This window comes from Intestinimonas sp. RTP31139st1_F5_RTP31139_211217 (assembly GCF_040226735.1).
GTDB classification, from domain to species: Bacteria; Bacillota; Clostridia; order Oscillospirales; family Oscillospiraceae; genus Intestinimonas; species Intestinimonas butyriciproducens.
The window spans coordinates 1-14,330 of the sequence record NZ_JBCOAQ010000014.1 but is presented as its reverse complement, the minus strand read 5'-3'; the positions used below and the strand labels follow the sequence as shown (position 1 = coordinate 14,330).

The window sequence follows — 14,330 nt, the reverse complement described above, 5'->3', positions numbered from 1 at the left end:
TTAGCCCAATCAGAAAGGAGCCAGACTATGAGCTACACAGAGCATGATGAGACCATGGACAGCCGCAGCTTGGACGGTATCACAGCTTCAGGCGCTGCGGAATCTTCACCCGTGGGCGTTTCTCAGGAAGCGCCCGGTGTGGAGAGGGCAGATCCCGCCGGAGACAGGACAGAAGGCATAGCCCCCGTCCTGGAGGCTGGCACCGAGGAGGAGGCGACCGCCCCCGCAGCCCAGGCGGAGGGAGGCGGGCTGGACCCGCCTGAAGCTCCCTTGCCTTCCGGTGAAAGCGAGCAGACCGGCGAGGCTGGTCCGGAAACACCGGTCGAAGAAAAGCCAAAACGCAAGCGGGTTTCCCGCAAAAAGGCGGCGGATTCCCCGGAAGATACATCCGGCGGCGAGGCCGCTGGGGAGGCCGCCCAGGCGTCTGAGGAGGAAGATACCTCCAGCGGCGCCTCGGATGATTTGAGCGCCCAGGGAGGCGATACGCCGGAGCATGACGATGACGAGGATCTGGAGACGGATGCCTTTGTCCTGAGTGATGGTGGAGAAGAGATGCCGCCCACCCCATTGGAGGGTACAGGTGATGATGATACGGCAGACGCCCCAATGGAAGGTCCCGAGCCCGCGCCGTCTCCCAAGGCACGGCCGGCGCGGCGTACAGCGTCAGCGGCAAAGACGGCCAACAGGCCTAAAAAGGAATTTACCAGCAGGCCGTTGAAAGATAAGCCCACGCTGCTCTCCCTGGATCTGAACAAGCTGGACGAGGACCTGTCCGAAGAGGAGCGGAATGAATGGAATGCCATCTATGCATCCTACCGTTCCAAGTCCATTCTCACCGGGCGGATCATGGGCATCGACACCCATTCCTTTACTGTCCGCAACCGGGAGACAAGGCAAACCGAGCGGCGCAAGATGCTGTGCGCCGTTATCATCAACTACCGGGTCAAGGTGCTGATTCCGGAAACCGAAGTGTGGTACCCAGGCCAGGAGCGGCCGCCCTATGTACTTCGCAACATGAGCGGCGCGGAGACCGACTATATCATCCTGGATGTAGACCGCGAGGGCGGTGTGGCCATTGGCTCACGCCGAATGGCGCTGGCCGCCCAGAGGCACTTTTTCGATACCATCAAAGGAGGGCGGAGCATTGGCGAGAAGCTGACCTGCCGCGTTCTGGCTGTGGGCCCCAGGCGGTGCCTGGTGGAGTGTGGAGGCAGGGATATGAGCCTAAGCCAGAAGGACCTCACTTACATCGCTACACCTGATCTCCGGACGCGGTATCATCCCGGGCAGACTTTGAACTGTGTTCTGAAGGAGTACGACCGCAGAGAGGGGCAGTTCTGGGTTTCAGTAAAGGATACAGTGGACAACCCCTTTTTTGGAGCGCTCCGAAGGCACCCTATCGGAAGCCGCCGGCAGGCGGTCATCTCCGGCAAATACGGCGGCGGCGTGTTCTGCACGCTCTCCGACGAAACGGTATGTCTCTGCCACTACTCCACACTGCACTCAGACCTGGATTTCCATGTGGGGGACACGGTCATTCTGGCAATCAAGCAGTTTGATTATGAACGCAGCCTGATCTATGGCCGCATCCTCTCCAAGTGGTGAGTAGAATGGCAGATGAAAAGTGTCTCCTGGAAGATCTCCAGGAGCTTGTAGGCTGTCTCTATCTCTCGGATCTGAGACTGCTGTGCAGCCGTGAGCGCGTTCGTCAGGCCCTGAAACAGCTCAAAGCGGAGGATTATCCCCCGGCCCAGTGGCAGGATGCAGCTCATTATCTGATGTCCTAAGGTGCAGCCAAGCCCTGCCGTCTTATACACTGATATGAGAAAAGCGAATGCCCGCAGGCCTTCTTTAGGATGTGTCCTGCGGGCATTCCACTTGCAATATTGATAAAGTAAAATGGTAAATTTCGTTTCAGGCCCCACATCGCCCACCCAGTATTGATTGTTTCTTTATCCTTCTCTGAAATACATAGGGGCTACGATCCGTTTCAGAAAACCTTAAGCGCCGCTTGACGCATCTCTCTGAAAGTTGTATAATTTTATGCGGTTAGTCATCGCTAACCGGCGAAATTATGAATGGAGGTATTCCTATGTCCCTGATTCAAAAAGAAATTGCCGATTTCTCCGTCCAGTGCTATCAGAATAACGCCTTCCGCACCGCTACCAAGGCGGATGTACTGGGAAAGTGGAGCGTGTTTTTCTTCTATCCCGCCGACTTCACCTTTGTGTGCCCCACGGAGCTGGAGGACCTGGCAAACCTCTACGATAAATTCCAGGCCATCGGCTGCGAAGTTTACTCCGTTTCCTGCGATACCCACTTTGTCCATAAGGCGTGGCATGACGCCTCCGAGCGCATCCAGAAGATCCAGTATCCCATGCTGGCTGATCCCACACATTGTCTGGCAAAGGATTTTGAGGTCTACATCGAAGCCGACGGCGTGGCGGAGCGGGGCAGCTTCATTGTCAACCCCGAGGGGAAAATCGTGGCCTATGAGGTCAACGCCGGCAATGTGGGCCGGAACGCCGACGAACTGCTGCGGAAGGTACAGGCGTGCCAGTTCGTGGCGGAGCACGGAGACGAGGTATGCCCTGCGAAGTGGCAGCCTGGCGCCGAGACTCTGAAGCCCAGTCTGGATCTGGTGGGGCAGCTTTAAGCCATGGAGCAGACGGCAAATTTCTACGATGTCGTGGTCATCGGCGGCGGTCCAGCGGGACTCACTGCCGCCCTCTACCTGGCCCGTGCCCGCTACCGGGTAGTGGTCGTGGAGAAGGACCACTTCGGCGGGCAGATCACCATTACCTCGGAAGTGGTGAACTATCCCGGCGTGGGCAGGACCAGTGGGACGGAGCTTACCGAGACCATGCGGAAGCAGGCGGAGGGCTTCGGCGCTGAATTTCTGCTGGCCGAGGTCACCGGGCTGGAGCTCTCCGGTGACATAAAGACCGTACGCACCGGCCGGGGCGATTTGAGGTGCTTCGGTGTCCTCCTGGCCACCGGCGCCCATCCCCGCATGGTGGGCTTCCAGGGGGAGGAGCAGTTCCGTGGGCGGGGCGTGGCCTACTGCGCCACCTGCGACGGAGAGTTCTTCACCGGGAAAGATGTCTTTGTGGTGGGCGGCGGCTTTGCTGCGGCGGAGGAGAGCGTGTTCCTGACCAAGTACGCCCGCCAGGTGACCATTCTCATCCGGGGAGACGACTTCACCTGCGCCCAGGCAACAGCGGATGCAGCCAGAAACCACGAGAAGATCACCGTTCTCACCAACACAGAGGTGGAGGAGGTGTCCGGCGACACTTCTCTCCGCTATCTCCGGTACCGGAATACCAAAACCGGTCAAGTGACCAAGCACCATGCGGCGGACGGAGAGACCTTCGGCGTGTTCGTTTTTGCCGGTTATGAGCCGGCCACGGAGCTGGTGCGCGGCCTGGCTGAATTGAATGACCAGGGCTATATCCTCACAGACCGGAGCCAAAAGACAACTGCGGACGGCCTGTACGCCGCAGGTGATGTATGTGTCAAGCCTCTGCGCCAGGTGGTTACCGCCGTGGGAGACGGCGCCCTTGCCGCCACGGAGCTGGAACACCTGTGCGCCGCCATGCAGGAAAAGACCGGCATCCATCCCAAAGCTCCGGTGAGCCGGGCAGAAGAAACAGCGGTATCCACCGAAACAAACAGCACACTTTTTACGGGGGGCATGCCGGCCCAGCTCCATACGGTATTTGCCCGGATGGCCGCTCCACTGGTCCTGCGGCTGTATCTGGACGAAACGCCTCTTTCGGCTGAGTTGAAGCAGTATATGGAGGAACTGGCGGCGCAGAGCAGTAAGCTCACAGCAGAGATAGGAACAGCCGAAGAGATGGAGCACCTGCCCTGTGTCCGGGTCTGCCGGCCGGATGGGAGCTGGACAGGCCTCGCTTTCCATGGGGTCCCCGGCGGCCACGAGTTCACCTCCTTCGTCCTGGGCCTCTACAATGCCGCCGGGCCGGGGCAGGCTCTGGACGAAGATACAAGAGCAGCGATTCAGTCGGTCCAGAAGCCTATCAAATTAGAGATTCTGGTCTCCCTCTCCTGTACCATGTGCCCGGAACTGGTGACGGCGGCCCAGCGGATCGCCGCGGAAAATCCGCACATCACCGCCCAGGTCTATGACCTGAACCACTTCCCAGACCTGCGGGAGAGGTATCAGGTGATGAGCGTCCCCTGCCTGGTCATCAATGATGGGGCGCAGGTATCCTTCGGAAAGAAAAACATCCGGCAGTTGTTAGAACTCTTAACATAGCAAGGAAGCCGCGTTGCGGGCCGTTTGGTCTACAACGCGGCTTTCCTCTGCAAAAAATGCTTGTAGCGCGGAGCCTTTTGGAGTATTCTTTAGTTATCAAGAACTAACTCCAAAAGAGGCATATTGCTATGAGGAAATCAGATCTGGACTTCTGGCAGGGAATGGCCGCACATTACAGCAAATTCATGCGGCGCTCCGCACCGATATATGCGGAAATCTGCAATCACATTCGTCCGCATCTCACCCGGGATATGAATGTATTGGAACTGGCCTGTGGCACAGGCCAGCTGTCCTTTCCCTTGTCTCCGTATGTCCGGTTGTGGGAGGCCACCGATGCCTCTTCCAAAATGATTGCGGAGGCGAAGAAACAGACCGGATCTTCCCGGCTTCATTTCTCGGTACAGGATGCTTCCCGGTTGCCGTATGCCTCGGAAACCTTTGACGCGGTGGTAATCGCCAATGCCCTGCATATCTTACCGGAGCCGGAAAAGGTTTTGCGGGAAGCTCGGAGAGTCCTAAAGCCGGGTGGGTGGCTATTCGCTCCTACTTTTATCCACGCTGGGGGGAAACTTGCCAGCCTGCGGACCTGGGGTATGGAGCGGACCGGCTTTCGCGTCTACCACTTATGGAACGCCGGGGAATTCATTGCTTATCTTTCGTCTCACGATTTCTGGGTGACGGAACACACTCTGCTCGGGGGGCGTGTACTGCCTTTGTGCTATGTGGCGGGCAGGAAGTAACTGCCCAGAATGGGTCGAAGGCGGGCCATCGGCGCTGTATGACGGTGGCCCGCCTTCTGATAATCAATGAATGCGGACTTTTTGTGTAGAGGGCAAATACAAACAGCAAATAATAGGGACAGTCGTTTGGAACTATAAATTTTCACTCCAAACTTCATGTTGACATATTTCCAGACGGCCATTATAATAATAGTAGCAGGGATGGTTTCTGCATGAGACGAGTGACGGTTCTGACTCGTCGGTAAAATAAAAATTGACCGAGCGAAGATGTTGAGTGACGGTACTGACTCAACGGTAAAATAAAAATTGACCGAAAGAAGCCATCCGGCGGGGAGGGATCGCCCTCCCCGCTTTTCTTTTGTTATGGGGGCGAAAAATGGAGTATATTGCGGAGATCCACAGCCTATCAGCAAAATTTTTTACAGATTACCCCCACAGTCAGTATCCGGAGATTGCCGTAAAGAAAAACAGGCCATACTCCTGTCTATTGATCGAATACATGGACGACCTGTTCATCTGCATTCCTTTTCGTTCCCATATCCGCCACCCCCATGCTTATCATTTCAAAAGCTCCGCCAGATCTCAGCGCAGCCAGTCCGGCCTTGACTACACAAAGTCCATTTTAATCAAGGATAATGCGTACATAGATGCCACTGTACCGGCACCCGTCGATCAGGACGAATATAAAGAAACGATGGTCAACTTGCCGCGTATCGTACAGGAGGTTTTTTCGTATATTTCGGATTACAGGGATGATCTGAATGAGGTCCGCAAACTTCACCCAAGGGAGTGGCAGCGACGCTATGGCCGGTCTACTCTACCATACTTTGAAAGTTTTCTACGAAATACAAGCGCCAGCGAATGAAAACCGCCCCTCTGAGCAAATGCTCGGAGGGGCGGTTTTGTGCTTCACACTTATATTCAGGTTGGTGCTGCATTGTGGCGTCTGCTTCTTTATTTAATTGCGTCCTTCAATACCTTGCCAGCCTTAAAGACTGGCATCTTCCCGGCTGGGATCACAATGGGCTCGTTGGTCTTGGGATTCCGGCCGGTACGCTCGGCGCGCTCTTTCACTTCAAAGCTGCCGAAGCCAGTGAGCTGGACCTTATCTCCCGCGCACAACGCTTTCTCAACCTGGGAGAGAAATGCGTTCAAGACTTTCTCCGTATCCGCTTTGGAGACTCCGCTCTCCTCGGCCATACCAGCAATCAGTTCTCCCTTGTTCATAAAGCAAATTCCTTTCTCTTTCTATTGATTTGGATAAGCACTCTTTACATGATAACCGCATCGGCAGCTTACCACAGCGGTGAATGCTCAAGGCAAAGCAGCTGAGGGAGGAACGCCCCCCAGCCGCAGCCGCGGTCAGCACATGTCTCGCACCCACTCCCGGACCTCTTCCAAAGTCAGCTCGAAGCGGCCGCCTGCCGCAACCGCATTCCCGGACATATCCACGATCATATAGCCGCCAAGGTTGTCCGAGCTGATGGGCGCACGGGACTTCCGCATCCTGTAGCCAGCCGCCTTCAGCACACGGCGGAGCGATTGCTCCGGAGAGCCTTCTGTACGCATTGAAATACCTCCCAATTTGATATTCCGAGCCAAACCACGCCGCGCTCCAATCGCTTTCCTGCTGGTATTATAGCAGGGAAGTCATGGAAAATGCAACTGCACGGATCATTTTACTTCTCTCTTTGGAGGTATCATTTATCCCAACGAAATAAAAGAGCTGAGGGCCAGCGCAATTTCCTTTATCTCTTGTCTGCTGGTATTGACGCAGAGATCGTAATTTAACCGGTCTCCCCATTTCTTCCCTGTATAATATTCGTAGTATTTCCGCCGGTTTTTATCAACGGAAATCACCTTTTGCTTCATTTCTTCCAACGAATACACTTCTTCTGCCGTGCGCCGCTCCATGCACCGGGCGATCCTATGTTCCAATTCGGCATAGACAAATATGCGAAACGGTCGAACATCCTCTAAAATGTGGTCACCGCAGCGGCCGACAATCACACAGCTTGACCTTTTTGCCATTTCACGGATGATCCTGTTCTGCTCCAGCATAACAGCCTGTCTCTGCTCATAAATCGGATTCGACAATGGATAAAGACTGCGGCCAATATGGAGGGGGAAGGCGGGAATGGGCTTTTGCTCGATGACCTGCTCGATATATCGCTCAGCCAGATCGGTGCGCCTGGAGATCTCAGTAATAATCTCCTGGTCATAATAGGCGATATTCAGCAGCTCCGACAGTCTGCGTCCAAGCTCCCGCCCGCCGCTTCCAAATTCCCTGCTGATGGTAATAAGCGTGTTCATAACCTTTGCCCCTTTTCAAAAGATAATTTTTTTGTGTATTTTACAATGGTATGCGCCGCATACACAGCGACTGCCAGCTCTGTAACCGGCATGGCAAGCCAAATAGAATCGGCTCCCGCTACGGCGGGGAGGACCATGATCAGAATACCGCTGATGATAAAGCCTCTGGCAACAGACACGATAAATGCCGCTTTCGGCTTCATCAGCGCCTGAAAGTAATAAGTAGAAAAAATGTTGAGCGGCAGTAAAATAAAGGAAAGTCCATAGCAGCGGATGATTGCGGGGGCCATCTCCAATATTTCCGTTGTCGGCTTCATGAAAATATAAATATACAGGTTCGGACAAATCAAGCTAAGGGCCGTCCAGAAAACGCTGAATACCGCGACCGTATAGAGCGCATACCGCAGGACATCCTTGATCCTCTGCCCATACCTTGCGCCAAAATTGATGGAGATAATTGGCTGTGACGCCTGCCCAACGCTGTACGCGCAGCACTGGACAAAGGTACTCACATTCACAATCGGGCCATAGATCGCCAGCGCGCTTGTGCCTAAATACTTCATGATCTGCCGGTTAAACAGGACGGTCAAAATTCCCATCGCAACATCAATGAAGAAGGTAGAGAAGCCTGTCACGGATATTTCCTTCAACTTAGAAAAAATTCTGGCTGGCTTTTGAAAGGCCAGTGTATTTTTCTTTGACCAGAAGTGGGACAGCATGACGAAGAACGAGATGCCGGAGCCTATCGCCGTGGCAAGCCCCGCGCCGTAAATCCCCATGTCAAAGGTAAATACAAAGATATAGTCGCCAAAAACATTGAACAGGCCGCCGGCCAAGACACCTGCTGTTGCCAGCCCGGGATTGCCGTCATTTCTCAAAAATGCAGCCAGCATCTGGTTGAACAGGAAAAACGGCACAACGACTTTAATCGGTTCCAGATAGGTCTGCGCCAGAGAAAGCAGATTGATGTCCGCACCGAAAAACAGCAGGATCGGCTTTTCAAAGAACAAAATTGCCAGCCACGCTATCACCGACAATACGGCGGCGCCGATCACCGCCGTTGTAAAATATTCATTTTCAACTTTACCTTTGCGCTCCGTTTGCCCCCGAAGGGTACTAAAGATAACGGAGCCGCCAATCCCCATTAACAGGCCCAGGCTGTAAATGATGTTCCAAATCGGAGCGACAACAGCTAAAGCGGCCGTACCATCCGGTCCCTGATATTGCCCCACCATCGCCATGTCCACGATAGAGTAGACCGATGTGATCATGGCGCTGCCAAAGGCGGCGGACAGATACTTGAAGTAGATTGGTCGGATTTTCCCGGTTAATAAGTCCATTTCTTTCCCTCCCTGCAAAATAAAAAGGCCGGATAAGAAAGCCGCACATAACGGTTTTCTTATCCGGCACTCTCATACGCAAGAGTAACCCTCCGGCAAACCGCCTGTTCGGTATCTTATCCGGCCTTATCCCTACGATGATAAGTCCTCCGACGGTGGCCCATTATACCATATTCAAAATCATTGTCAAGCAATATGTTCGGATTTATGGTGTCCGCTTTTATCCGTAAGATAACTGTCCATCTCCGCCCATGAGAGCGGTCATTTCCTCGATTTTTTCCAATGGGAACGGTGGTTGGGAGAGTGGTTTCATCGCAATCGACATCAGCTTCATGGGATTATCGTCGGCCGCCACCCGGTTTGAACTTAAATGCCCGCATCTCCTGCATCGGTGGATGATCGCCCACTCGCCATTTTTTCTGACCCAAACGCCCACCGGGTCCATGATCCCTCCGCAGTCTGCTTCCCGATCTCCAGGCTCAATGTCCAAATGCAGACTGCTGAGACAGTTTGGGCAATGATTGCGGTGGTCGCTTCCCGCTCCGGTGGGCACGACTAATCTGCCGCATACCTTACAGGTGAAGCTGTCGCTGCACCCATGTGTTTTATAGTACCCTTTTTCATACTGCTTGCGCTTATTTTCTCTGTTCATAACTGCTCCTTGATGGGCGAGGACAGATACGATTACAGATCTTCATGCAGGTATTTTTTGAACGAGTCCCGGTACTTTTGTGTGAATAGAAGATACCGCTCTTGCTCATCGACTGTCCATTCGCTCCATATCTTATTTTCAATCTGGAATAGTGGGCGGACTTTTTGAGCAGAAAAATCCCGCCCCTTTTCGGTCAAACAGACCAATGTATTCCGGCCTTCCCCCTGCTTCAGATAGGCAAGCCCATCCCGCTCCAATTTGCGGATCGCCGAGTTGATCGTTTGCCGGCTGATCCCTGTCAGTCTGAATATGTCGCTTTGAAGGCATTGTCCTTCCTGCTCGCAAAGGACATACAGAATATCCAAGACAGTATCAGAAACGCCTATTTTTACAGCTGCTTCATGATATAGGGAAGTGATCTCCGCAGACAGATAGGCATATTTTCTTGCACTTTCGCAGTTCATCACGGCCTCCTTAATATCCGATTTCATATATATTATATCCGTTTTCGGACATATGTCAATAGGAAATTCAAACCTTCTCAATCTGATTTGATTAGGCAGCAGCATAGAACATCATAGTCAATATAGTGGCTGCTATCAATCTTTTTAGGTGTATAAAATTACAGATGCACAGGTCATTTTAGAAACGCCCGCCCCGTGTACCCAATAAGAGAGCATTCAGCAATCAAAAACGCGGTGCGGACATTCTGATCCTGCACCGCGTTTTCAATTTTGCTATACGCTCAGAGTGTCCAGCGGCTGGACTCCGTCCGCTCGGAGACGAAATCCCGGTAGATGCCCGCCTGCCGGATCAGTTCGTCGTGGGTACCCTTTTGGACGACGCGGCCCTGGTCCACCACCAGGATCTGGTCCGCGCCCCGCACCGTCTTGAGCCGGTGGGCGATCATCAGCACGGTCTTCTCCCGCGTCAGGGCCTCCATAGCCTTTTGGAGCTGGTCCTCATTCTCGGGGTCCACATTGGCCGTGGCCTCATCGAAGATGACGATGGGCGCGTCCTTCAAGAGACACCGGGCGATGGAGATGCGCTGCTTCTCTCCGCCGGAGAGCGTGGCTCCTCCCTCGCCAATTACCGTATTATATCCATCCGGCAGGGCGGAGATAAAGTCGTGGCAGCACGCCTTTTTAGCGGCCTCCACCACCTGCTTATGGGTAGCGCCCGGGCAGCCGAACTTGATGTTGTTCTCCACCGTGTCGGCAAAGAGGTACACCCGCTGGAACACCATGCTCACCTGCTCCATGAGGGACTCCAGCGTGTACTCCCGCACATCCCGGCCGCCGATGGTCACACGGCCGCCGTCCACATCCCAAAACCGGGCGATCAGGTTGCAGAGGGTGGTCTTGCCGGAGCCGGAGGGCCCCACAATGGCGGTGGTGGTCCGGTCCGGGATGATCAGTGACACATCCTTGAGGATGGGGCGGCTTCCATAGGAGAAGTTCACATGGTCGAATACAATCTCGTGGCTCTCCGGACGGATGGCCGTGCCACGCTGGTCCATCTCCGGGATGTCGTCTACCTGGTTGGCGTGGTCGATGGAACTGCCCACCAGACGCAGGGCGGACACGCCGCTGCCCGCGGACTGGATCTGGGAGAAGATCAGGAAAGAGACGATGACCGCCATCAGCGCATTGGCGAGGGACATAGCTCCCGTCAGGCACAGCCCCACCGACGCCGCCAGAATTAGAACGCTGAACAGGTGGAGGACCATCTCCTGGCCCCAGATATAGGGAGTAAACAGCTTCTCCACCGCCAGATTGTTCGCCCGGCTGTCCTCCAGCGCCTGCCGCACCCGCTTGTCGCCCTTTCCGGTCAGGTTAAAGGACTTGATGACGCTCATGCCCTGGAGCTGCTCCAGCACTGCCTCCACCAGCCGGGCCTCGTCCCGCTGGCGCTTGGGGGCAATCTTGGCGGACTGCTTCTCCATTCCGGAGAGGAGGGCCAGATACACCAGCATCCCCGCCAGGGCCAGCAGGCCGATCCGCCAGTCCCAGAACAGGACGCACAGCAGCATGACGGCGGAATTGATCAGGCCGCCCAGGATACCGACCAGCACCATGGGGCCGGTACTCTCCACCTCGTCCAGAACGGTGGTGGTGATGCCGGTGAGTTCTCCCAAGCTCTGGTCGTTGAAATAGCCCATGGGGACCCGCTTGAGCTTGTCGCCAATGGAAATGCGCTTGTTCGCCACCATGAAGTAGCCGGCGTGGGTCTGCTGGAGCTGGCTGAAGCGGTTGAGGACCGCCCGGCCCAGAATGCTGGCCAGCAGAAGCCCCAGCGCCTGCCAGGCCGGGGCGGAGTCTGTGGAGCCGCCCACCAGGGCCAGCACCACCACATAGATGGCCGCGATCTGGAACATATGGAACACCGCGTAAAAGAAACCTAAAATCATGGACTTCCGGATATTGTCCTGCTCCTCTCCGGCAAAGTCCCAGATTTTTTTCAAAACACCGATCATGCCTGCTCTCCCTCCTTTGCGCCCATATGCGCCCGCCACATCTCCTGATACAGCGGGCAGTTCTTCAAAAGTTCCCCGTGGGTGCCCACATCCTGGCTGCGGCCGCCATTGACTACCACGATCTGATCCGCGCCGGTGATGGTGCTGAGGCGGTGGGCGATGACCAGTACGGTCTTTCCCGCCACCAGCTTGCCCACGGCCTGCTGGACCACGGCCTCGTTCTCGGGGTCTATGTAGGCAGTCGCCTCGTCCAGCACCACAATGGGCGCGTCCTTGAGCATGGCCCGGGCGATGGCGATACGCTGGCGCTCGCCGCCGGACAGATGGGCGCCGCCTCCGCCCACCACCGTGTCATAGCCGTGTTCCAGACTGCGGATAAAGGCGTCACACCCGGCGGCTTTTGCCACGGCCTCCACCTCTGCGTCGGTGGCCGCCGGGCGGCCCATGCGGATGTTCTCCCGGATGCTCTCGTCAAAGAGGTAGTTGTCCTGGGAGACAAAGGCCACCTGGTCGTAGAGTTGCTTCAGCGGGACCCGATTCAAGTCCTGCCCGCCCAGGGTGATGGCGCCGGAGGTCACATCCCAAAAGCCGGCGATCAGCTTGGCGATGGTGGACTTGCCCGATCCGGAGGGCCCCACAAAGGCGGTCATGGTCCCGGCGGGGATGGTGAGAGATACATCGTGGAGCACTTCCTTGTCCGCGTGGTAGCCGAAGGACACATGGGAGAGCTGGATGCCCCGCCCCTGGAACTCCGCTGGCGTTTCCCCGTGGTCCTGCTCCGCTCCGTTCAAAATGGCGTCCACCGAGCCCACAATGGTGCCCACCTTGGCGAGACTGTCCACAAAGTCCATGGCGGCCAGCAGGGGCCCGGCAATGCCCAGGGGCAGGACGATGGTGGTGATAAAGGTCTCGATGGGCAAACTCCCTCCGGTATAGAGGAGCCAGCCCACCGGCAGAATGGTGATCATGGTGGTGGGCGAGATGGCACGGGCCAAAGAGACCGGCATCTGGCAGCTCTTCATCCAGTGGTAGAAGTAGGAGGCGTTGGCCTTTACGCTGTCGGAGAAGCGGGCATAGGACTGCTTGCCCTGGTTAAACGCCTTGATGACCTCAATGCCGCCGATGTACTCCACAATGGCGCTGTTCATGGCTTGGGTGGTTTTGACCGAGCCCTCGTACTGCTTGCCGTAGCCGGCCATGACCGCCATCATGAAAGCCATGCCCACCGGGATGGACACCAGACTCAAAAGGGCCATCCGCCAGTCCAGCACGAACAGATAGATCAAGATGCACACCGGTCCCAGCACATTGGCGGTCATCTCCGGCAGAAGATGGGCCAGAGGCCGCTCCATGCTCTCCACCTGATCTACGATGACCTGCTTCATCTGGCCGCTGGAGGTGTCCAGAATCGTACCCAGAGGCATCTTTGGCAGTTTCTCCAGCACTTTCTCCCGGATAGATTTCAGGATAGCAAAGGTGGCCTTGTGGGATTGGGATAGAGCCAGGGAATACAGGGTGGCCCGGAGCAAAAAGCCCACGAGCGCCACTGCGCACCAGGTCAGGTAGAACGAGGATTCCTGGTTTCCAGACAATAGGCCGAGAATGATCTGAGCCACGGCAAAGTAGGGGAGCATCCCAAACAGTACCCCCACCACAGCGGACAGGACCGCCCGCTTCAGGCCGCCCTGTTGTCCCTCTCCCAGCTCCCACAGACGGAGCATGGGACTTTGTTGTTTCATGATAAATTCCTCCTTTTTAGTTAGTGATCGCTAACTTTTGCGCAAATGGGAGGGCTGCACCCAAAGGCACAGCCTCTTGTCAGGGCTGAGGGTCAAACACGGTGGAGAATCCCGCCATGTGGTAGCGGTTGAGCATCTTGACATAGCGGTGGGCGGCGGCACGGTCCATGTTGTGCCGCACCACCTCAAACATGCCGTTGAAGTAGGCGGTGACGATGATATGGATGAACTCCTCCGTCACCAGACCGGACTTGACGCTCTCACAGCCGATGACCTCCATGTACTTGTAGGTGTACTCGACCTCGATGTCCACCAGCTCGTCCAGGAAGCAGGAAAACCGGGTGCCGTGGGCCCCGTCCAGCAACAGGCGGAACACATCAAAGTGGTCGTAGATGTAGTCCAGCATCTCCTCCTGGTGGCGGGCGGTGTACTGTCCCATATCCGCACGCTGTTCCTCCTCACTGAGCTGGTGAAAATCCTCCTGCACCCTGCGGAACATAGCCTTGAACTGATCCACCACCGGCTCCGCAATGGCCCGGAACAGCCCCTCCTTATCCCCGAAGCGGGTATAGATAGAGCCGGTGCTGGTTTCCGCCGCCTGAGCTATGGTGCGCAGAGAAGCGTCCAGAAACCCCTTGGACAAAAACTCCTCCTTGGCACACTCCAGCACCTTGTCATAGACACCCGCCTTTTGTTTTGCCACTGTCATTCCTCCTCGTATAATAAGTTTCAAAGTTAATAGTTTCAGGTATCAGCAGGCTTTGAGGTGCCCGTGATACAATAGCTGTAGG

Annotated in this window: 15 protein-coding genes; 6 read left to right on the top strand and 9 right to left on the bottom strand. The window is 55.6% G+C overall.

The window, feature by feature from the left end:
* The first annotated feature begins 27 nt into the window (after nt 1–27).
* From ABUA09_RS10215 to tenpIN, 6 genes are all read left to right on the top strand, one after another.
* Nucleotides 28–1,605 carry a hypothetical protein gene (locus tag ABUA09_RS10215; RefSeq protein ID WP_009259359.1) on the top strand — a complete coding sequence of 526 codons (1,578 nt, stop codon included), beginning with the start codon at nt 28–30 and terminating at the stop codon, nt 1,603–1,605.
* A gap of 5 nt (nt 1,606–1,610) precedes the next feature.
* Complete coding sequence (locus ABUA09_RS10210) at nt 1,611–1,787, top strand: hypothetical protein (RefSeq protein ID WP_021632863.1); 177 nt, start codon at nt 1,611–1,613, stop codon at nt 1,785–1,787.
* Between the two features lie 305 nt (nt 1,788–2,092).
* Nucleotides 2,093–2,656: an alkyl hydroperoxide reductase subunit C gene (ahpC, locus tag ABUA09_RS10205; RefSeq protein ID WP_021632862.1), complete on the top strand. Its 564-nt coding sequence runs from the start codon at nt 2,093–2,095 to the stop codon at nt 2,654–2,656.
* Between the two features lie 3 nt (nt 2,657–2,659).
* A complete protein-coding gene (locus ABUA09_RS10200; RefSeq protein ID WP_009259362.1) occupies nt 2,660–4,279 on the top strand; it encodes an FAD-dependent oxidoreductase in 1,620 nt (539 codons plus the stop codon).
* A gap of 128 nt (nt 4,280–4,407) precedes the next feature.
* Nucleotides 4,408–5,019, top strand: coding sequence for a class I SAM-dependent methyltransferase (locus ABUA09_RS10195; RefSeq protein ID WP_009259363.1), 612 nt, complete (start codon nt 4,408–4,410; stop codon nt 5,017–5,019).
* 376 nt (nt 5,020–5,395) lie between these two features.
* Entirely contained in the window at nt 5,396–5,884 is a 489-nt protein-coding gene (gene tenpIN, locus ABUA09_RS10190) for a type III toxin-antitoxin system TenpIN family toxin (RefSeq protein WP_349949347.1), read from the top strand.
* Nucleotides 5,885–5,973: 89 nt separating this feature from the next.
* On the opposite strand, the gene ABUA09_RS10185 is transcribed toward tenpIN, so the two are convergent.
* From ABUA09_RS10185 to ABUA09_RS10145, 9 genes are all read right to left on the bottom strand, one after another.
* Nucleotides 5,974–6,246 carry an HU family DNA-binding protein gene (locus tag ABUA09_RS10185; protein ID WP_009259365.1) on the bottom strand — a complete coding sequence of 91 codons (273 nt, stop codon included), beginning with the start codon at nt 6,244–6,246 and terminating at the stop codon, nt 5,974–5,976.
* A gap of 135 nt (nt 6,247–6,381) precedes the next feature.
* On the bottom strand, nt 6,382–6,588 hold the full coding sequence (locus ABUA09_RS10180) for a hypothetical protein (protein WP_009259366.1): 207 nt from the start codon (nt 6,586–6,588) through the stop codon (nt 6,382–6,384).
* Nucleotides 6,589–6,723: 135 nt separating this feature from the next.
* Nucleotides 6,724–7,332 (bottom strand): cytidylate kinase-like family protein, encoded by a 609-nt coding sequence (locus tag ABUA09_RS10175; protein WP_009259367.1) that lies wholly within the window; start codon nt 7,330–7,332, stop codon nt 6,724–6,726.
* Entirely contained in the window at nt 7,329–8,672 is a 1,344-nt protein-coding gene (locus ABUA09_RS10170; RefSeq protein WP_009259368.1) for an MATE family efflux transporter, read from the bottom strand. The genes ABUA09_RS10175 and ABUA09_RS10170 overlap by 4 nt, the downstream gene beginning before the upstream one ends.
* A 220-nt stretch (nt 8,673–8,892) precedes the next feature.
* Entirely contained in the window at nt 8,893–9,324 is a 432-nt protein-coding gene (locus tag ABUA09_RS10165) for an RNHCP domain-containing protein (RefSeq protein WP_009259369.1), read from the bottom strand.
* A gap of 32 nt (nt 9,325–9,356) precedes the next feature.
* A complete protein-coding gene (locus ABUA09_RS10160; protein ID WP_009259370.1) occupies nt 9,357–9,788 on the bottom strand; it encodes a MarR family winged helix-turn-helix transcriptional regulator in 432 nt (143 codons plus the stop codon).
* A 281-nt stretch (nt 9,789–10,069) separates the two neighbouring features.
* Nucleotides 10,070–11,800 carry an ABC transporter ATP-binding protein gene (locus tag ABUA09_RS10155; RefSeq protein WP_009259371.1) on the bottom strand — a complete coding sequence of 577 codons (1,731 nt, stop codon included), beginning with the start codon at nt 11,798–11,800 and terminating at the stop codon, nt 10,070–10,072.
* Entirely contained in the window at nt 11,797–13,539 is a 1,743-nt protein-coding gene (locus ABUA09_RS10150; RefSeq protein ID WP_009259372.1) for an ABC transporter ATP-binding protein, read from the bottom strand. Before ABUA09_RS10150 ends, ABUA09_RS10155 begins: the two co-directional genes overlap by 4 nt.
* Nucleotides 13,540–13,618: 79 nt before the next feature.
* Nucleotides 13,619–14,248 (bottom strand): TetR/AcrR family transcriptional regulator, encoded by a 630-nt coding sequence (locus ABUA09_RS10145; RefSeq protein ID WP_021631654.1) that lies wholly within the window; start codon nt 14,246–14,248, stop codon nt 13,619–13,621.
* Between the last annotated feature and the right edge of the window lie 82 nt (nt 14,249–14,330).

Coding starts and splice junctions, on each gene's coding strand:
- ABUA09_RS10215 (WP_009259359.1), top strand. CDS start 28: ATGAGCTACACAGAGCATGATGAGACCATGGACAGCCGCAGCTTGGAC.
- ABUA09_RS10210 (WP_021632863.1), top strand. CDS start 1,611: ATGGCAGATGAAAAGTGTCTCCTGGAAGATCTCCAGGAGCTTGTAGGC.
- ahpC (WP_021632862.1), top strand. CDS start 2,093: ATGTCCCTGATTCAAAAAGAAATTGCCGATTTCTCCGTCCAGTGCTAT.
- ABUA09_RS10200 (WP_009259362.1), top strand. CDS start 2,660: ATGGAGCAGACGGCAAATTTCTACGATGTCGTGGTCATCGGCGGCGGT.
- ABUA09_RS10195 (WP_009259363.1), top strand. CDS start 4,408: ATGAGGAAATCAGATCTGGACTTCTGGCAGGGAATGGCCGCACATTAC.
- tenpIN (WP_349949347.1), top strand. CDS start 5,396: ATGGAGTATATTGCGGAGATCCACAGCCTATCAGCAAAATTTTTTACA.
- ABUA09_RS10185 (WP_009259365.1), bottom strand. CDS start 6,246: ATGAACAAGGGAGAACTGATTGCTGGTATGGCCGAGGAGAGCGGAGTC.
- ABUA09_RS10180 (WP_009259366.1), bottom strand. CDS start 6,588: ATGCGTACAGAAGGCTCTCCGGAGCAATCGCTCCGCCGTGTGCTGAAG.
- ABUA09_RS10175 (WP_009259367.1), bottom strand. CDS start 7,332: ATGAACACGCTTATTACCATCAGCAGGGAATTTGGAAGCGGCGGGCGG.
- ABUA09_RS10170 (WP_009259368.1), bottom strand. CDS start 8,672: ATGGACTTATTAACCGGGAAAATCCGACCAATCTACTTCAAGTATCTG.
- ABUA09_RS10165 (WP_009259369.1), bottom strand. CDS start 9,324: ATGAACAGAGAAAATAAGCGCAAGCAGTATGAAAAAGGGTACTATAAA.
- ABUA09_RS10160 (WP_009259370.1), bottom strand. CDS start 9,788: ATGAACTGCGAAAGTGCAAGAAAATATGCCTATCTGTCTGCGGAGATC.
- ABUA09_RS10155 (WP_009259371.1), bottom strand. CDS start 11,800: ATGATCGGTGTTTTGAAAAAAATCTGGGACTTTGCCGGAGAGGAGCAG.
- ABUA09_RS10150 (WP_009259372.1), bottom strand. CDS start 13,539: ATGAAACAACAAAGTCCCATGCTCCGTCTGTGGGAGCTGGGAGAGGGA.
- ABUA09_RS10145 (WP_021631654.1), bottom strand. CDS start 14,248: ATGACAGTGGCAAAACAAAAGGCGGGTGTCTATGACAAGGTGCTGGAG.